This is a genomic window from Lentisalinibacter salinarum (genome assembly GCF_040706555.1).
GTDB lineage: Bacteria > Pseudomonadota > Gammaproteobacteria > Steroidobacterales > Woeseiaceae > Lentisalinibacter > Lentisalinibacter salinarum.
Window position 1 is genome coordinate 1413805 of sequence record NZ_JAPDRH010000002.1, and the last position, 17335, is coordinate 1431139.

Annotated in this window: 16 protein-coding genes; 10 read left to right on the forward strand and 6 right to left on the reverse strand. The window is 70.6% G+C overall.

All coding sequences use genetic code 11. The features are described 5' to 3' along the window. Nucleotides 1-36: 36 nt before the first annotated feature. Complete coding sequence (locus tag ACJMKZ_RS09655) at nt 37-1242, reverse strand: LysM peptidoglycan-binding domain-containing protein (protein WP_405232974.1); 1206 nt, start codon at nt 1240-1242, stop codon at nt 37-39. Between the two features lie 254 nt (nt 1243-1496). Between ACJMKZ_RS09655 and def the strand changes: the two genes are divergently transcribed. From def to ACJMKZ_RS09685, 6 genes are read left to right on the forward strand one after another with little or no spacing between them, the layout of a single operon-like run. Next, on the forward strand, nt 1497-2033 hold the full coding sequence (gene def, locus ACJMKZ_RS09660) for a peptide deformylase (protein WP_405232975.1): 537 nt from the start codon (nt 1497-1499) through the stop codon (nt 2031-2033). A 17-nt stretch (nt 2034-2050) separates the two neighbouring features. Next, the gene (fmt, locus tag ACJMKZ_RS09665) at nt 2051-3055 is read left to right on the forward strand and encodes a methionyl-tRNA formyltransferase (protein WP_405232976.1); all 1005 of its coding nucleotides are present in this window, start codon (nt 2051-2053) and stop codon (nt 3053-3055) included. Continuing rightward, nucleotides 3048-4394: a 16S rRNA (cytosine(967)-C(5))-methyltransferase RsmB gene (gene rsmB, locus ACJMKZ_RS09670; protein ID WP_405232977.1), complete on the forward strand. Its 1347-nt coding sequence runs from the start codon at nt 3048-3050 to the stop codon at nt 4392-4394. The genes fmt and rsmB overlap by 8 nt, the downstream gene beginning before the upstream one ends. A 29-nt stretch (nt 4395-4423) precedes the next feature. Next, nucleotides 4424-4984, forward strand: coding sequence for a DUF4390 domain-containing protein (locus ACJMKZ_RS09675; RefSeq protein ID WP_405232978.1), 561 nt, complete (start codon nt 4424-4426; stop codon nt 4982-4984). Beyond that, entirely contained in the window at nt 4966-7206 is a 2241-nt protein-coding gene (locus ACJMKZ_RS09680) for a sensor histidine kinase (RefSeq protein ID WP_405232979.1), read from the forward strand. The genes ACJMKZ_RS09675 and ACJMKZ_RS09680 overlap by 19 nt, the downstream gene beginning before the upstream one ends. Continuing rightward, nucleotides 7203-8576: a sigma-54-dependent transcriptional regulator gene (locus ACJMKZ_RS09685; protein ID WP_405232980.1), complete on the forward strand. Its 1374-nt coding sequence runs from the start codon at nt 7203-7205 to the stop codon at nt 8574-8576. Before ACJMKZ_RS09680 ends, ACJMKZ_RS09685 begins: the two co-directional genes overlap by 4 nt. A gap of 3 nt (nt 8577-8579) precedes the next feature. On the opposite strand, the gene ACJMKZ_RS09690 is transcribed toward ACJMKZ_RS09685, so the two are convergent. The 5 genes from ACJMKZ_RS09690 to ACJMKZ_RS09710 all read right to left on the reverse strand — a co-directional run bounded on the left by ACJMKZ_RS09690 (nt 8580) and on the right by ACJMKZ_RS09710 (nt 15034). Further along, entirely contained in the window at nt 8580-9131 is a 552-nt protein-coding gene (locus ACJMKZ_RS09690; RefSeq protein ID WP_405232981.1) for an NADPH-dependent FMN reductase, read from the reverse strand. Next, nucleotides 9119-10360, reverse strand: a complete 1242-nt coding sequence (locus ACJMKZ_RS09695) for a CapA family protein (RefSeq protein WP_405232982.1) — start codon at nt 10358-10360, stop codon at nt 9119-9121. The genes ACJMKZ_RS09690 and ACJMKZ_RS09695 overlap by 13 nt, the downstream gene beginning before the upstream one ends. Continuing rightward, complete coding sequence (locus ACJMKZ_RS09700) at nt 10357-10956, reverse strand: SPOR domain-containing protein (protein WP_405232983.1); 600 nt, start codon at nt 10954-10956, stop codon at nt 10357-10359. Before ACJMKZ_RS09700 ends, ACJMKZ_RS09695 begins: the two co-directional genes overlap by 4 nt. Before the next feature lie 2 nt (nt 10957-10958). Further along, on the reverse strand, nt 10959-12707 hold the full coding sequence (argS, locus tag ACJMKZ_RS09705) for an arginine--tRNA ligase (RefSeq protein WP_405232984.1): 1749 nt from the start codon (nt 12705-12707) through the stop codon (nt 10959-10961). A gap of 80 nt (nt 12708-12787) precedes the next feature. Continuing rightward, complete coding sequence (locus ACJMKZ_RS09710; protein WP_405232985.1) at nt 12788-15034, reverse strand: primosomal protein N'; 2247 nt, start codon at nt 15032-15034, stop codon at nt 12788-12790. A 323-nt stretch (nt 15035-15357) separates the two neighbouring features. On the opposite strand from ACJMKZ_RS09710, the gene ACJMKZ_RS09715 reads away from it, so the two are divergent. From ACJMKZ_RS09715 to ACJMKZ_RS09730, 4 genes are read left to right on the forward strand one after another with little or no spacing between them, the layout of a single operon-like run. Further along, nucleotides 15358-16017: an RNA polymerase sigma factor gene (locus tag ACJMKZ_RS09715; RefSeq protein ID WP_405232986.1), complete on the forward strand. Its 660-nt coding sequence runs from the start codon at nt 15358-15360 to the stop codon at nt 16015-16017. After that, complete coding sequence (locus ACJMKZ_RS09720) at nt 16014-16460, forward strand: hypothetical protein (protein ID WP_405232987.1); 447 nt, start codon at nt 16014-16016, stop codon at nt 16458-16460. Before ACJMKZ_RS09715 ends, ACJMKZ_RS09720 begins: the two co-directional genes overlap by 4 nt. Next, a complete protein-coding gene (locus ACJMKZ_RS09725; protein WP_405232988.1) occupies nt 16453-16728 on the forward strand; it encodes a hypothetical protein in 276 nt (91 codons plus the stop codon). Before ACJMKZ_RS09720 ends, ACJMKZ_RS09725 begins: the two co-directional genes overlap by 8 nt. Next, the gene (locus ACJMKZ_RS09730; RefSeq protein WP_405232989.1) at nt 16712-17251 is read left to right on the forward strand and encodes a DUF3106 domain-containing protein; all 540 of its coding nucleotides are present in this window, start codon (nt 16712-16714) and stop codon (nt 17249-17251) included. Before ACJMKZ_RS09725 ends, ACJMKZ_RS09730 begins: the two co-directional genes overlap by 17 nt. Nucleotides 17252-17335 lie beyond the last annotated feature (84 nt).

A 17335-nucleotide genomic window follows, 5' to 3' on the forward strand; every position in this document is an offset into this window, starting at 1 on the left:
CGCCCTCACGGACGCCGGCCGTTGCCGTGTCAGGCGTCAGGAGGGGTTACGTACTATATCGTGCACCCGCATCTCGCTCTCCGCCGTCATGACGAGGGCGTAGGCGATGCGGTCGTACACCTTGAACACCATCACGGTGCCCGCCGGCTCGTCCGGCAGCTTCACCTTCTCGCCGCCGAGCAGCCCGAATCCGCCCGTGCTGGCGTAGCGGTCGCGCACCGTCTCGCCGGCCGTCAGCACGCTGAGCACGTCGCCGGGCGCCAGCCCGTTGCGGGCGCCGCGGTTGATCACGATGACCTGGTACTGCCCGATCAGCGAAATACCATCTACTACCGAGATGATGCGGCCGTCTATGTCCGTTTCCGGCGGCTTCGGGAAGAAATTCAGCGGGATCTCGATTTCCTGGCGCATCAGGCGATCGCCGGACAGCGCCTCCCGGCTGGTCTTCAGAAGATGCACGGTGGAGGGATCGCCGGTGCGGTCCACCTGGCCCTGACCCACGTAGATGGCCTGATAGCCCACCACCTTGTCGTCGTCCGGGTCCACCAGCGGCTCGTCGACGTGCAGCACGCTGTAGCGCGAGCCCACGCCCTCGATGTCGCCGCGCACGTAGACGTCGTTGCCCGCGCCGGCGATCAGATGATCGCCCCGGCTGGCCAGGATGTAGGGCAGCGCGTCCGCCTCGTCCTTCTCCAGCACCGCGCCGCGGGTGAGGAAGGCGGCGATCTGCTCGTACGGGATGGTGGTGATGGCCTGGTCCAGCGGGGTGGCGCGAATCTGCGGGCTCAGCCGCTCGGCCTGGATGCCGCGTTCCAGCATGATGCGCGGACGGCCGTCGATGTAGACCAGCGACAGCACGTCGCCGGGATAGATGAGGTGCGGGTTCTCGACCTGGGGATTCACCTGCCAGATCTCCGGCCAGAACCACGGGTCGCGCAGGAACATCTCGGAGATGTCCCACAGGGTGTCGCCCTTCTTCACCACGTAGCGCTCCGGGGCATTCGGCGCCAGCGGCACTTCCTGCGGCGGAGGCGGCGGCGCAGGTTCGGCCCGCCGTTCGACTGCCTCGGCGTCCGCGCTGCGGCGCGGCTCCAGCGAGACGGGGCCGGACGACTCCGCACTCGCCGCCGGGGTCACCGGGGCGAGCGGCGCGTCGGCGTCGTCGGCGAAGGGGTTCAGGCTGCAACCGGCTGTTGTCGCAAGCGTCGATGCAACAAAAAGCACTCCGCACAGTCTCACCATGGACTGGGTATTCCGCTCTGCAAGGGGCATGGTTGGGCTTGCTCCATCCTGTGGGAATCGGGGCTGCCGGCTGTCACGGCGTTGGTATACTATGGCGTCCCGACGCGCGACCAACTGCCAAGTGCGTCACAGAATCGCCCCGGGCCGCCGCGCCCGCCTGACATAACGTCTTGATTGTCCGTTATGTATCCCAATAAAGTCAAAACACTAGATGGTTTTTATGGCAGTTCACGCGAGATATTGAGAAGGCACCGATGGCTATCCTGAACATACTCGAATTCCCCGATCCGCGCCTGCGCACTAAGGCGCAGCCCGTCGAGCGCGTGGACGACGAACTCAGGCAGCTGATCGACGACATGTTCGAGACCATGTACGCGGCCCCCGGCATCGGGCTGGCGGCGACCCAGGTGGACGTGCACAAGCGTCTGCTGGTGGCGGACGTCTCGGCGGAGAAGGATCAGCCCCACGTCCTGATCAACCCCGAGATCCTCGAGAAGGACGGCGTCGAGATGACCGAGGAGGGCTGCCTGTCGGTGCCCGGTTTCTACGAGCCGGTGGAGCGGGCCGAGCGCATCCGCGTACGCGCGCTGGACCGTGACGGGGCTAGCTACGAGATGGAGGCCGAGGGGCTGCTCGCCGTCTGCATTCAGCACGAGATGGATCACCTGGAAGGCAAGCTGTTCGTGGACTACCTGTCGGAGATGAAGCGCCAGCGGATCCGCAAGCGGCTGCTCAAAGGGCGCCGCAACGCCGCGCAGCCTGCCGGGGAGCGGGCTGCCAGCCCAGTCTGAGCGTCGGATCTTCTCCCGTGACCGGTGAGGGCGTTGCGGGGGATAAGGCCCATGCGGCCCGTGCGTCCAACACACCCCGCCTGATCTTCGCCGGCACACCCGGGTTCGCCCTGGCCTCGCTGCAGGCGCTCTGCGGCGCCGGCCACCGCCCCGTGGCCGTGCTGACCCAGCCGGACCGCCCGGCGGGCCGGGGCCGACGCCTCACCCCGAGTCCAGTCAAGGCATGGGCCGTCGCGGAAGGGCTGCCGGTGCTGCAGCCTGCCACGCTGAAGGACGCCGCAGCCGTCGCCGAACTCGCGGCCCTCGCGCCCGACGCGCTGATCGTGGCCGCCTACGGGCTCATCCTGCCGGCCGACGTGCTCGAACTGCCGCCGGCCGGCTGCATCAACGTCCATGCCTCCCTGCTGCCCCGCTGGCGCGGTGCCTCGCCGATCCAGGCGGCGGTGCTGGCCGGCGACCCGGTCTCCGGCGTCAGCCTGATGCGCATGGAGCCCGGCCTCGACACCGGTCCGGTCTACGCCCGGGCCGAGGCGCCGGTGGGTCCCCGGGAGACCGCGGGGGAGCTGCACGACCGGCTGGCCGCGCTCGGCGCCGGACTGCTGACCGAGAGGCTGCCCGACATCCTCGCGGGCCGGCTGCAGCCCGAACCCCAGGACGATGCGGCGGCGACCTACGCGCCGCGCATCCGCCGGGAGGACGCGCTCATCGACTGGTCCTGGCCGGCCGAGCGCATCGACCGCGCGGTGCGGGCCTACGATCCCTGGCCGGTCTGCCATACCCGGCTGGAGGACGAATTGCTGCGCTGCTGGCGGGCCGAGCCGCTGCCCGCCGGCGACCAGCCGCCGGCCGAGCCCGGTGTCATCCGCGCCGCCGGCGCCGACGGCATCGACGTGGCCACGGGCGATGGTGTGCTGCGCCTGCTGGAGGTCCAGCTCCCGGGCCGCCGCCGCATCGCCGCCAGGGACTTCGCGAACCAGCGCCTCGCCAACCGGCGCGGCCTGGCCGGCCTGAGACTTGGCTAGCCGTGCCAGCCCCAGGGCGGCCGCGGCGAGGGCGCTCGCCGCCGTCGCGGATCGAGGCCGCTCCCTCGATGACGCGCTGGCTGCGGAAACCGCCGCCTGCCGGGACGGCGACCGCGCGCTGGCTGCCGAGATGGCCCACGGCGCCGTCCGCTGGCACTACACGCTCCGTGCCCTGACCGGGCGCCTGCTCGAGCGGCCGCTGCCGAAGCGGGAGCGGCCGGTGGCCGCACTGATCGAGGTCGGGCTGTATCAGCTCTGGCGCATGCGGGTGCCGGACCACGCGGCGGTGGGCGAGACGGTGGCCGCCTGCCGCGAACTGGGCCGGCCGCGGATGCGCGGACTGGTGAATGCGGTGCTGCGCCGCTTCCAGCGCGAGCGCGACAGCCTGCTGGAGGCCGTCCTGGCAAGCCCCGACGACGACGCCGAGGTTGACCCCGAGGCCGTCTGGTCCCATCCCCGCTGGCTGCTGGACGCGCTGGCCGCCGACTGGCCGGAGGACTGGCAAGCGATAGTACGGGCCAATAACGAGCGGGCGCCGATGTGGGTGCGCGTCAACCAGCATCGCACCGATCCTGCCGGCTGGTGCCGGCGGCTGCCGGACGGCGTCGAGGCCGTGCCGCTGCCGGGCGTGCCGTCCGCCCTGCGGCTGTCGCGCCCGCTCCCGGTCGATGAGCTGCCGGGCTTCGCCGACGGCGAGGTCAGCGTGCAGGACGGGGCGGCCCAGCTTGCCGCCCCGTTGCTGGGCGCCGCGCCCGGCATGCGTGTCCTGGACGCCTGTGCCGCGCCCGGCGGCAAGACATTGCACATCCTGGAGAGCGTGCGCGGGGATGCATCGGTGACGGCCCTCGACGCGGATGCCGGCCGGCTGGAGCGGGTCCGCGAGGCGCTGGCACGGGGCGGCTACTCCGCCGGGCTCCTCTGCGGCGATGCCGCCGAACCGGCCGCGTGGTGGGACGGCGAGCCCTACGACCGGATCCTCGTCGACGCGCCCTGCAGCGCCACCGGCGTCATCCGGCGCCACCCGGACATCAAGCTGCTGCGCCGCCCCGCCGACGTCGAGCGGCTGGCGGCGCGCCAGCTGGCCATGCTCCGAGCCTTGTGGCCGCTGCTGGCGCCCGGCGGCCGGCTGCTCTACGCCACCTGCTCCGTGCTGCGCGCGGAGAACTCGGGGGCCGTCGCCGCGTTCGCCGCCGCAGAACCCGGCGCGGGCGTCGGAAAACCGTTGCCCGATGACAACATCCGCGATCTAATGCAAGCTGACGGGGCTGGTTTCCAGCTATTTCCGGGGCGAAACGGGCTGGATGGATTCTTTTACTGTTGTATCGAAAAGCCGACATGAGCCTGCCGAGCGCACCAGCGGATGGGACTGTGGGCCGCCTCTGGGCGCTGCTCGTCCTCCTCGCTTGCCTGGCCTGGCAGCCGGCTTCCGGCCAGGAGGGCGGCACCGTCGCCGTGCGTTCGGCGGATTCGAACCTGGTAGACGGCGTCTACCGGGTGGGCGCCCGCCTGCAGTACGTGCTGTCGGACGAGGCGCTGGACGCACTGGACAGCGGCGTCCCGATCAATGTCGAGCTGCAGTTCCAGGTGATCCAGGAGCGGCGTTTCTGGCTGGACGACGTCACCGCGGAACTCGCGGTGAATTACCAGCTCCTCTATAACGCGCTCAGCCGCCGTTACGTGGTCCGCAATCTGAATACGGGCGAGCAGGACTCCTACGCGACGCTGTATTCGGCGCTGAACAACCTCGGCCGCATCACGTCGCTGCCGGTGATCGACGCTGCCCTGCTCCGTGACGACAAGGACTATCGCATTCGCATGCGGGCCGTGGTGGACGTCAAGGATTATCCCGCCGCGCTGCGGCTGATCGCGTTCTGGCGGGAAGACTGGCGGATCACCAGCGACTGGTACGAATGGCAGCTCGAACGCTGAGGAGATTCCTCTTCACCCTGCTGGCGGGCGTCGGCCTGCTGCTGGCGCTCACTGCCCTGCTCCTCCTTACCCAGACCTCCCAGAGTTCGGAGCAGTTCGACCGGCTCTCCGGCATCACCCTGCTGGTGAACGCGGTGGGCGTCGTCATCCTGATCGTGCTGCTGATCGGCAACCTGGCGCGCCTCGTGCAGGACCTGCGCCACCACGTGCCGGGCGCCAAGCTGAAGGGCCGCATGGTGGCCATGTTCATAGGGCTGGCCGTCCTGCCGCTGCTGCTCGTCTACTACTTCTCCGCCCAGTTTCTGAACCGTGGCATAGACAGCTGGTTCACCGAGGACGTGGAGCAGGGACTGGAGGACGCGCTGGACCTCTCCCGGGCGGCACTCAGCATCCAGATGCGCACGAATCTGGATCTCACGCTGCGCTACGCGGAGCGTGCGGAGCTCATGAGCGAGGGCGCGCTGGTGAGCGAGCTCGCCCGCATGCGCCGGGATACCGGCGCGCTGGAGGTGACGATGTTCGGCCCCAACAGCCGTATCGTCGCCACCAGCTTCGACCGCTCCCGGCTCGCAGTGCCCACGCCGCCGTCGGACGAGATGCTGCTGCAGATCAGTCAGAACCGGCCCTACGTCAGCCTCGATCCGCTGGAGGAAGGGGGCTACCAGATCCGTACCGCGGCGCCGGTGGTCGGCGACGCCCGCATCGGCGAGCGCTACGTGCTGCAGGCGCTCTATCCGGTGACCCAGCGGCTGTCCGCGATGGCGGACAACGTGGGCGATTCGTACACGGACTACAAGCGCCAGCTCTATCTGCGCGAGCCCCTGAAGCGCACGCTGACCCTGACCCTGACGGTGGTGCTGCTGGTCTCGCTGCTGGCCTCGATCTACGGCGCATTCTTCTTCTCCCGCCGACTGGTAGCGCCCATCCAGCAGCTGGTGGCCGGCACGCGGGCCGTGGCGGCGGGAGACTTCGACACCCAGCTCCCGACTCCGTCCCGGGACGAGATCGGCTTCCTCGTCAATTCCTTCAACGACATGACCCGCCGGCTGGCGGCAGCCCGGGAGACCGCCCGGGACAGCCAGGCGCAGGTGGAGGCCGAGCGCGCCAACCTCGAGGTCATCCTCGCGCGGCTGTCCACGGGTGTCGTGTCGCTGGAGCCGGACCTGCGCATCCGCACGGCCAACCAGGCGGCCGGCGCCATCCTCGGCGTGGATTTCGAGAGCCGCATCGGCGAGCTGCTGCCGGAGGTGGCCGAAGGACGCCCGCTGCTGGAGCAGTTCGTGGACGTGGCCCGTGTGCATCTAGCCGCCGGGGAGACCGAGTGGCGGGAGCAGATCGTGCTGCGCGGCGAAGTCGGCAGGCGCGTCCTCACCTGTGCCTGCACGGCGCTGCCGGCCGAGGACGGCCACACCGCCGGTTTCGTCGTCGTGTTCGACGATATCACCGCGCTCTTGCAGGCCCAGCGGGACGCTGCCTGGGGCGAGGTGGCGCGACGCCTCGCGCACGAGATCAAGAACCCGCTGACTCCCATTCAGCTGTCCGCCGAGCGGCTGCGGCAGAAGTACCTCAAGGAGATGCCGCCGGGCGAGGCGCAGATACTCGACCGAGCCACGCACACGATCGTGCAGCAGGTGGAGGCGATGAAGGAGATGGTGAACGCCTTCTCCGAGTATGCCCGCGCGCCGGACATGGATATGACCCGGTTCGACCTCAACAAGCTGGTGCGCGAGGTGATCGATCTCTACCGCGCCCAGGATACGGCCGTGGACATCACGCTGGACCTGGACACCGGGCTGCCGCTCGTCGATGCGGACGCAGGGCGGGTGCGCCAGATCCTGCACAACCTGGCCCGCAACGCCGTCGAGGCACTGGAAGGGCAGGAAGACGGCAGAATCGATATCATTACCCGGGCGGAAGAGGACAACGGGGCGAAGCTGGCCACCATCACGGTCGAGGATAACGGGCCGGGCTTCCAGGCGGGACCGGTGGAACAGGTGTTCGATCCCTACGTCACGTCCAAACCGAAAGGCACGGGTCTCGGACTCGCCATCGTGAAGAAGCTGGTGGAAGAGCACGCCGGCAGCATCCGGGCGGAGAACCGCCACCGCGGCGGTGCGAGGATACGCATCTCGCTCCCTGTGGACGAGGCGAGCCGCGAGCTGATGCTCGCGTCCATGCCGCGGCGGGGCGAGCGCGGTGACAAACGGAGAGAGAGGGCATGAGTGGCGAACACATACTCGTCGTCGACGACGAGTCCGACATCCGGTCACTGATCCGGGAGATCCTCTCGGACGAGGGTTACGAGGTCACCGCGGCCGCCGACGCCGCCGAGGCGCGCGAGGCGCGCAAGGCGGACCAGCACGACCTGGTGCTGCTGGATGTCTGGATGCCGGACACCGACGGCATCACGCTCCTGAAGGAGTGGACCCAGCAGCCCGAGACCCGCCAGTGTCCGGTGGTGATCATGTCCGGCCACGGCACAGTGGATACCGCCGTGGAGGCCACCCGGCTCGGCGCGTTCGACTACATCGAGAAACCGCTCTCGCTGTCGAAGCTGCTGCACACCGTGGAGCGCGCGCTGGAGTCGGGCAGGAAGAGCGAGCCGCAGCAGATGCGCCGGCTGCTCTCTCCGCTGGCGCCGGTGGGCAAGAGCGAAGCCATGCGCGACCTGCGCGAGCAGGCCCGCAAGCTCGCCGCGCACGACGCCCCGATGGTGCTGATCGGCGAGTCCGGTTCCGGCCGCGAGGCGTTCGCCCGCTACGTCCACTCCGTCGGCCCCCGCGCCGCCGCCGAATACGTGAGCGTGGCCGGCGGCTCGCTCACCGACGACAACGCCGAGGTACAGCTCTACGGCAGCGAGGAGGACGGCGAGGTCCGCGAGGGGCTGCTCGACCGCGCGGGGGGCGGCATCCTGTTCGTGAACGAACTGGGCGACGCCAGCACGGCCGCCCAGACGCTGCTGGCGGGCGCACTCGAGCAGGGCAGCTACATGCGCAGGGGCGGGCGCGAGACGGTGCCGCTGACCGCCCGCATCATGGCGTCGCTGCCGCAGGACTACGAGCGGCTGCTGGACCGCGGCACGCTGCGCCGCGACCTGCTCACCCACCTGAACGTGCTCACCCTGCGGGTGCCGCCGCTGCGCGAATACGCCGAGGACGTACCGGAGCTGCTGCGCTACTACGCCGAGAAACTGGTGGACGCGGAGGGGCTGCCATTCCGGCGCTTCGGCGTCGCGGCACAGAACCGGCTGCGCAACTACCCCTGGCCGGACAACGTACGGGAGCTGAAGAACCTCGTGCACCGGGTGCTCATCAACGGCGGCGACGAGGAGGTGTCGCTGTCAGAGATCGAGAGCGAGCTGAAGGCCGAGGCGCCGGACGACGAGCCGCTGGTGAAGCAGGACCTGCTGGCGCTGCCGCTGCGCGAAGCGCGCGAGGCCTTCGAGCGCGCCTATCTCACCCAGCAGCTGATCCTGTGCAACGGCAAGGTGGGCAAGCTCGCCCAGCGCGTCGGCATGGAGCGCACCCATCTCTATCGCAAGCTGCGCGCGCTGGGCGTGGACTTCCGCCAGACCGGCGGCGGCGACGACTGAGCGTCAGCGTCCTTCCGCGAAGTCCACGAACCCCTGCATGAAATCCCGCAGGCGCTCGCGGGTCTTCTCGTCCGTGAGCCGATCGTCTTCGATCAGTTCGTGAACCCGTGACACCATGATGCGCGGCCCCGGCCAGATCTGCATGCCCAGCGTTCGCAGCACGGGCAGCCAGGCGGCCTGGGCGAGCACCGTGCCGAAGCCGCCCGGCGAGGCGCCGATCAGCGCAACCGGACGGCCGCCGAAGATGCGGCCGATCTCCTGCGGCGGCCGCGACAGCCAGTCCACGGCGTTCTTGGCGACCCCGGGAATGGAGTTGTTGTACTCGGGACTCGCGATGACGAGGCCGTCCGAGTCCGCGATGCGTTCCTGCAGCCGCGTGACCGCTTCCGGTATGCCTTCCTCTGCCTCGCGGTCGGCGTCATAGAGCGGGATGTCCGCTATCGACTGCACGTCCAGGCTGCTGCCCGCGGGAACGAGTTCGCTGGCGGCCTCCAGCAACGCCCGGTTGAACGACTCGCGCCGCAGGCTGCCGGCGAATCCTGTCAGTCTTGCCATGCTTTCTCCTCCTCGTCCTCTTCGGCTACAACGGACGCCGGTTCCGCAGGATGGACTCTCGGGGCCGGCCGCTCGACCGGCAACAGGCGTCCGTCCGGCTCGAAGCGCACGCCCGGGTTGCCGAAGTCCTGCCGCGACAGCCGGGCCATCAGTTCCAGCGCCTCGCCCGCCGGGTCGATGGCGGGACCCGACGGCCGTATCTGGCGCGTGGACACCACGCTGCCCTCGACGAACTCGCCGTTGCCGTCCAGGGTGGTGACGAGTATCGGTGCGACGCCCTTCAGGCCGGCCACGCTGATGCCGTAGTAGGTGGCGAAGTTGCCGAGACTGTAGGCGATGATGCGTCCACGGTAGCGCTCCAGTGCGCGCACCACGTGCGGGCCGTGGCCGAAGACGAGATCGGCGCCGGCATCCACCATCGCCCGCCCGAAGGCGACCACGTCGCCGCGGGGCTCGCCGTAGTACTCCTCCTCCGCGAACGGCAGGCGCAGCGCGTCGATGCCCTCCGCGCCGCCGTGGAACGAGACGATGACCACGTCGTGCCCGGCGGCCAGGTCGGCCACCATGGCGGTGGCCGCCTGCTCGTTCAGCATCGGATTCGCGCCGCGGGTGCCCGAGAAGGCGACGAAGCCCACGCGGATGCCGCCCACGTCCATGCTGGCGGTGGTGCCCTCCCGGCCGGAGTGGCGGATGCCCGCCGCATCCAGAGCGGCCATGCTCGCGTCCCGGCCTTCCTCGCCGAAGTCCCGGGCGTGGTTGTTGGCGAGGCTGAGCGCGTCGAAGCCCGCGTCCCGGTACACGCCGGCGTAGCGGGTGGGGGAGCGGAACAGCCAGCAGGCCGACGGGTCCTTGCACTGCTTGGCGGGCTCCCCGCCGTCGAGCAGCACGCCCTCGAGGTTGCCGATGGCGAGATCGGCCTGCCGCAGCACCGGCGCCACGCCGTCGAGGAAGCCGAGGGCGTCGTCGTCGGGCAGCCGGTTGTCGGGATAGTCGGTGCCGATCATCATGTCGCCGACGGTGGCCACCGTGATGCGCAGCGTCGACAGGTCCGGTCCGGGCGGTGGTCCCGGCGGCGGCTCCGGTGTTGCCGGCGGGGACGGGGCGGCCGGCGCGGCGGCTGGCGCTTCCTGCCGCCCCGCATCGCCCGGGGTCTCCGACTGCGGTGCCGTCGCGCAGCCGGCAAGACCGGCGCACACCAGCGCCGCGACGATTACCCCACGGGGCCTCATTGCTGCGGCACGCGGATCATGAGCACCTCGATTTTCGCCTCCCGCAGCCGGCGGCGCAGGTCGTCGAGCTCGTCCATGTCGGAGACCGGGCCGATGCGCACCCGGTGATAGGTGCGGTCGTCGATGGCGACGCGCTGGATGCGCGACGGGATGCCCTGCAGCGCGAGCCGCGCCTTCATGCGGTCGGCATCCTCGAAGGCGCTGAACGAGCCGGCCTGCAGCACGTAGGTGCCGGGCTCTGTGGGGAGATCCGGCCGGTTATCCGGGCGGGCGTGGGGTTCCTCCTCGGGCACCACCACCTCGAAGCGCGGCAGCATCTCGTAGAAGTCGAAGCGGGACTCGCTGGCCGCCGGCGTCTCCACCCGTTTCGGTTCCGGCTGGTGCGCCTTCTCCTCCTCGCGGAGGCTCGCGGCCTCCCGCGGCCGGGGCTCCGCCGCGGGCTCGTCCCGGTCGCTCATCCAGACGGCGGCCGCCACCGACAGGCCGATGGCCAGCCCGAACAGCATCCACAGCCAGCCGGGCGCCTGCTGCGTGCTGCTGCGGCTGCTGTTGCTCCGGGAGCTGCGGCGCTTCGTCTGCCGGCGTCGCTGTGCCATCGCTACATCGCGTCGGGCGCGGAGACGCCCAGCAGGCCGAGGCCGTTGGCGATGACCTGCCGCGCGGCCAGCACCAGCGTGAGGCGCGCATTCCTCAGCGACTCGTCGTCGACGATGAAGGTGTGGGCGTTGTAGTAGGTGTGGAACTCGTTGGCGAGGTCGCGCAGGTAGAACACCAGCGTCTGCGGCGCGCGCTTGTCCGCGGCCGCCTCGATCACCTCGGGGAAGCGGGTGAGCGTGGCGACGAGCGCGCTCTCCTGCTCCTCGGTCAGCCGGTCCAGAGAGGCCAGCCCCTGCTCCCGGTCCCAGGCGAGCCCCTTGTCCTCCAGCTGGCGCATGACGCTCGCCACCCGGGCGTGTGCGTACTGGATGTAGTAGACCGGGTTCTCGTTGGAGCGGGACTTCGCCAGCTCCAGGTCGAAGTCCAGGTGCTGGTCGTTGGAGCGCATCACGTAGAACAGGCGCGCGGCGTCGTTGCCCACCTCCTCGCGCAGCTCGCGCAGGGTCACGAACTCGCCGGAGCGGGTGGACATCTGCATCTTCTCGCCGCCCCGGTAGAGCGCGACGAACTGCACCAGGCGCACCTCGAGCGAGTCGCCGGGCTCGCCCATCGCCTCCAGGCCGGCGCGCACCCGGGCGATATAGCCGTGGTGGTCGGCGCCCAGCACGTCCAGCAGCAGGTCGTTGCCGCGCCGGCGCTTGCCGTAGTGGTAGGCAATGTCGCTCGCGAAGTAGGTCTTCTTGCCGTTGTCGCGCACCACCACCCGGTCCTTCTCGTCGCCGTAGTCGGTGGCGCGGAACCAGACGGCGCCGTCGCGCTCGTAGAGCATGCCGCGACCGCGCAGCCGCTCGAGCGCCTCGTCGATGACGCCCTCCTCGGTGAGGCTGGCCTCGGAGAACCACGTGTCGAATTCCACGCCGAAGCCCGCGAGGTCGTCACGGATGTCGTCCAGGATGCTCGCGAGCGCATGCCGCCGCACGGTGTCGAAGCCGTCGTCGCCGAGCAGCGTCTGGGCGCGGGCGATCAGCGCGTCGATGCGCGCCTCCTTGTCGCCGTCCGGCGCGTCGTCGGGCAGGTCGCGCAGCACCTCCGCCGCGCCCGCCATGTAGCCCCCCGCAGGCAGCTCCCGGGCGATGTCGATGATGTAGTCGCCGCGATAGCCGGCGGCCGGGAACGGCAGCGTCTCGCCGTGCAGCCCCAGATAGCGCAGCCAGACGCTGACGGCGAGGATCTCCATCTGCCGGCCGGCGTCGTTCACGTAGTACTCGCGGTGCACCGGGTAGCCTGCGGCCTCCAGCAGATTGGCCACCGTGGCGCCGTAGCTCGCGTGGCGGCCGTGGCCGACGTGCAGGGGGCCGGTGGGGTTGGCGGAGACGAACTCCACCATGACCCGGGGCGTCTCGCGCTTCTCCCGGCGCCCGTAGCAGCGGCCCTCGGCGAGTACGCGGCCGATCTCGCGTCTGAGCGCCGTCTGACTCAGGCGGAAGTTGATGAAGCCCGGGCCGGCCACGGAGACTTCCTCCACCAGTTCGGACTCGGGCAGGCCGGCGATGATGTCGGCGGCGAGCTCCCGGGGGCTGCGGCCCAGGCTCTTGGCGAGCCGCAGTGCGACGTTGGTGGCGAAGTCGCCGTGGCGCGGATCGCGGGCGCGCTCGACGTCCGCGCTGACGCTCGCGAGCTCCACCTCGTCGGCGATCTCCGGCCGCGAGGCGAGTGCCGCTTCTACCAGTCTGGCGATGGTTTCTTTCAAGTCCTGTCCCCGGGAAACGGGCGAGAAAAAGCAGGGCGCAATACTACCCGTTCACGGGGCGGTCCCGCACCCGGCGCCGCTCAGAAAAGCTCGATGGGATCGACGTCCAGCGACCATCGCACGCGGCTCGCGCCTGGCGCCTGCTCCGCCTGCTCGCGCAGCCGTGCCAGCAGCCGGTGCAGCGGTGCCCGTTCCGCGCTCTGCATCAGCAGCTGGCAGCGATAGCGGCCGGCCCGGCGTGCCAGCGGCGCCGTCACCGGCCCCAGCAGGCGGACCTCCGCACCGGCGACCGCCGCGAGCGCGGATTTCATCTCGCGCAGGAATGCCATTGCCGCCTCCGGCCGGGTGGCCGAGGCCCGCAGCAGGGCGATGCGCGAATAAGGCGGCCAGCCGCTGTCGCTGCGCTCGGCCAGTGCGGCGCGGGCGAAGTCGGCATAGCCATGCTGCACGAGCCGCTGCAGCAGCGGATGCTGGGGGAAGTCGGTCTGAATCAGTACCTCGCCGGGCCGGTCGGCGCGGCCGGCGCGGCCGGCGACCTGCAGCAGGGTCTGCGCCAGCCGCTCGGCGCTGCGGAAGTCGCTGCCGAACAGCCCCTGGTCGGCGTTCAACACGCCCACGAGCGTCAGGCGCGGGAAGTGATGGCCCTTGGACAGCATCTGGGTGCCCACCAGGATCTGCGCCCGGCCGCTGCGGGCGTCGTCCAGGGCGCTCTCCATGCTGCCCTTGCGCTGGGTGCTGTCGCTGTCGATGCGGCTCACCCGGTAACCCGCGAAACGGCTGTGCACCGCTTCTTCCACCCGCTCGGTGCCTCGCCCCAGCGCCGCCACGGTGCCGCCGCACGCCGGGCAGCTCGTGTCCACCGGCCGCTCGCTGCCGCAGTGGTGGCAGCGCAGGCGCTGGTCGCCCGCGTGGAACGTCATGCGCGCATCGCAGCGCCGGCACTCGGCCACGTGGCCGCAGTCCCGGCAGAGCAGCGTCGGCGCATAGCCGCGGCGGTTGAGGTAGAGCAGCACCTGGCCCTCCTCGGCGAGGTGGCGCTCGATGGCGTCGATCAGCGGAGCGGACAGGCCGTCGATGGGCGGATGACGCCGCAGGTCCACCAGGCGCAGCGCCGGCGGCGCCGCTCCGCCGGCCCGGCGCGGCAGCTCCACCCGCCGGTACAGACCCCGTTCCACGTTGGCGAGAGAGTCCAGCGAGGGCGTCGCCGACCCGAGCACCACCGGCACGTCCTCATGCCGGGCGCGTGCCACCGCCAGGTCCCGGGCCGAATAGCGGAAGCCTTCCTGCTGCTTCAGCGACGGGTCGTGTTCCTCGTCGACGATGATCAGTCCCGGCCGCGCCAGCGGTGTGAACACGGCCGAGCGGGTGCCCACCACCACGCCGGCCGCACCGCTGCGGGCATCGCGCCAGGCGGCCAGCCTGTCGGTATCGCCGAGGCCGCTGTGCAGGATCACCGGTCGTCGGCCCAGCCGCTCGGTGAAACGGTTCACCAGCTGCGGCGTCAGACCGATCTCCGGCACCAGTACCAGCGCCTGGCGGCCCCGGGCCAGCGTGCGCTCGATCAGCGCCAGGTAGACCTCCGTCTTGCCGCTGCCGGTGACACCGTCGATCAGTGTGGCCGAGTAACCGTCCGTCGCCGTCGCCGCCGCCACTGCCGCCAGCTGGTCTTCGTTCAGGTCGACGGCGTGCGCCGGTGCCGCGTCGTCTTCGCCGCTCTCGGCAGCCGCGTCCACCTGCCGCTCGCTGCTCTCGATCAGGCCCTTGTCCTTGAGGACCTTGCGGACGCGGCGCCAGGCCGGGCAGAGCCGGTCCAGTTCCGCCGCGCCGAGTCCGCCGGACGGGGCCGCGGCCAGCGCGGCCAGCAGCTCCGCCTGGCGCGGTGCCCGCCGGGCCGCCGCCGCGGCATCGGCCGCCGCTCCTTCCGCCGTCAGGTGCCAGCGGGTCTCCGTGCGATGCAGGCTCCGGCCTTCGCGCAGCAGTGCCGGCAGCGCGGCGGCCACCACCTCGCCGACCGGGTGATGGTAGTAGCCGGCGGCGAAGTCGATCAGCCAGGCCAGGCCGGCGTCCACCACCGGCTCCTCGTCCAGTACGGCGGCGACCCGTCGCAGCCGGGAACGCGGCAGCTCGCTCTGCGACGCCGTGTCCCAGAGCAGCCCGATGCGATGGCGGCGGCCGAACGGCACCCTGAGCCGGACGCCGCGGCGCAGCGCCGCGGTGTCGACGCCGGCCGGCGGCAGATAATCGAACAGGCGGGAAAGGGGCGCCTTGATGGCGACCCTCAGCACCGCGGGGGCGGTCTCGGCGGGTTTCTGCTCGTTGCTGGACAAGTTGTGGATAAGTCTGTGGACGAAAGCTCGCAGGCCGGCCGGGCAGCCGCCCCGCCGTCCTCCGGTACGGATCGGGCGCGAGCGCCACCGGTCGCCCGATTGATGAATGAAATCAGACCCTTGAGCGGAATCGGCCGCGGCCGGGCCGGCGCCGTCGGGTTGCCATGAAACTGCAATATCCCCTGTGCAAAAGAACAGCGTCCTGCCTGTCAACCGGAGCCCTGCCGGCGCGTTAGGAGACTGTACGCGAACATAGTGTAATGCTTACGGGAGTCAAGCATGGAGGCTGTAGAGCGGGCGGTGACCGTCACTGGAGCGCTCTCATGAGCCGGGGCGCGGCCGGCAGGACGGGCGTCGCGGCGCTGGAGCGCCAATGGGACGGCCGGGCTGATCGTTGGACAGGTCGTCGTACCGGTCGTCGGGCGGAGCGAGGAGCGAGGGCACTGGAGCAGGAGCAACAACTGAACGCCTTCCTCGCCGGCGTGGAGCGGCGCGCCCTGCGTATCGCCGAGATCGGCACCGGCGACCGGGACGAGGCCATGGACCTCGTCCAGGACGCCATGATCCGGCTGGTGCGCAAGTATGCCCGACGCCCCGAGTCGGAATGGGCGCCCCTGTTCTTCCGCATCCTGACGAATCGGGTACGCGACAGCCAGCGCCGTCGGGCGGTGCGCAACCGGGTCTTCTACTGGTTCGGCGGCGACGACGAAGACGGCCGCCCCGACCCGGTGGCCGAGGCACCGGATCCGGCCTCCGGCGCGCCGGACGAACAGCTGGAGATGCGAGAGACGATGGCGGTGCTGGAGACGGCCATCCGGGCGCTGCCGGCGCGGCAGCAGGAGGCATTCATGCTGCGCAACTTCGAGGGTCTCGACGTGGCGGCTACCGCCGCGGCGATGGGCTGCTCCGAGGGCAGCGTGAAGACACATTATTCGCGTGCCGTGCATGCACTGCGGGCACGCCTGGGCGAGAGCTGGCAATGAAAGACAGGCGACACGATGACGGTCACGACCATGGCCATGACGAGCGATACGAAGGCGGCAGCGCGCTCGAGGAGCGGGCCCGACGCGCATTCGGCGACAGCGTGGAGGCGCTGGATGCGGCGACGCTCTCGCGGCTGAACCGCGCCCGCCAGACCGCGCTGGCCGGCGACGGTGTCGACCGGGTTGCGTCAGGCTGGAGACCCGTTGCCACCGCGGCCGCGGTGGCGGCGCTGGCCGTCTCGCTGTGGCTGGGACAGATGCCGGACGAACCCGTGGCGGAGGGCGAGACGGCGGTGGCGGTGGCGGCGGAAGAAGCGGAGGACCTCGAGATCGTGCTGCAGGAGGAGGACCTCGACATGCTGGCCGAGCTCGAATTCTATGACTGGGTGGACTCGGAGGAAGCCTTCCGGAGCGAGCCCGTCGGGAGCGGCAACATTGGCTGACGGGGCACGGAAACCGGGGCCGGCCGTGCTGGCGCCGCTGATCACGGTACTGGTTGCGGCAATGACGCCGGCCCATGCCGGTGAGTCGGCGCCCGACGCGGAGCAGCCGGACGACATGGCGTTCATCGAATACCTGGGCAGCTGGGAAGAGGATGACAGTGACTGGATCGCGCTCGCCGGCACGGCGCCGGAGGAGTCCGAGCGCCGGCAGCCGTCGGCGGAGCGCGAGCAGGGCGAGGAGAAAGGGACCGATGAAGACACGGGTTGATTGGGCGACGAAGGCGCAACCGGCAGGTCTGGCGGGGACGCCAACCATGCTGCGCGTCCTGCTGCTGGTGGCACTCCTGCTCGCCGGGGCGGCGACGGCGCTGGCCCAGGAGCAGCCGGAGGGGCCGGCCTGGGATGCGCTCAGCGGCGAGCAGCAGCAGGTGCTGGCCCGCTTCGAGGACCGCTGGGATGAGATGGCCGCGGAGCGGCGGCGCAGGCTGGCGAACGGCACCGAGCGCTGGCTGGATATGAGCCCCGACGAGCGGGAGGCGGCGCGGGAGCGATTCATGCGCTGGCGCGACCTCAGCGAAGAACAGCGGGCGCGCATCCGCGAGCGTTACGAGACATTCCGCGAACTGCCGCCGGAAGAGCGTGAGCGTATCCGCCGCAATTTCGAGCGCTTCCGGGACCTGCCGGAAGAGCGCCGCGAGGAGCTCCGGGAGCGGTGGCGGTCGCTCAGCCCCGAGCAGCGCCAGAACCTCCGCGAGCGCATGCGTGACCGGCGTCCGACCAGGGGACGCTGAGGAGAAGGCGACCACACTGTCATCGCGCTGTCACACCCCTCAGGTTGCATTTCCCCGGTCTTGGGGCAAACTAAGCCGGCGCCC

What these genes read in the sequence shown, in the direction of transcription:
- ACJMKZ_RS09700 (WP_405232983.1), bottom strand. Translation starts at nt 10,956, where the DNA reads ATGGCACAGCGACGCCGGCAGACGAAGCGCCGCAGCTCCCGGAGCAAC.
- ACJMKZ_RS09680 (WP_405232979.1), top strand. Translation starts at nt 4,966, where the DNA reads ATGGCAGCTCGAACGCTGAGGAGATTCCTCTTCACCCTGCTGGCGGGC.
- ACJMKZ_RS09690 (WP_405232981.1), bottom strand. Translation starts at nt 9,131, where the DNA reads ATGGCAAGACTGACAGGATTCGCCGGCAGCCTGCGGCGCGAGTCGTTC.
- ACJMKZ_RS09730 (WP_405232989.1), top strand. Translation starts at nt 16,712, where the DNA reads ATGAAGACACGGGTTGATTGGGCGACGAAGGCGCAACCGGCAGGTCTG.
- def (WP_405232975.1), top strand. Translation starts at nt 1,497, where the DNA reads ATGGCTATCCTGAACATACTCGAATTCCCCGATCCGCGCCTGCGCACT.
- ACJMKZ_RS09695 (WP_405232982.1), bottom strand. Translation starts at nt 10,360, where the DNA reads ATGAGGCCCCGTGGGGTAATCGTCGCGGCGCTGGTGTGCGCCGGTCTT.
- ACJMKZ_RS09720 (WP_405232987.1), top strand. Translation starts at nt 16,014, where the DNA reads ATGAAAGACAGGCGACACGATGACGGTCACGACCATGGCCATGACGAG.
- ACJMKZ_RS09685 (WP_405232980.1), top strand. Translation starts at nt 7,203, where the DNA reads ATGAGTGGCGAACACATACTCGTCGTCGACGACGAGTCCGACATCCGG.
- ACJMKZ_RS09655 (WP_405232974.1), bottom strand. Translation starts at nt 1,242, where the DNA reads ATGGTGAGACTGTGCGGAGTGCTTTTTGTTGCATCGACGCTTGCGACA.
- ACJMKZ_RS09715 (WP_405232986.1), top strand. Translation starts at nt 15,358, where the DNA reads ATGAGCCGGGGCGCGGCCGGCAGGACGGGCGTCGCGGCGCTGGAGCGC.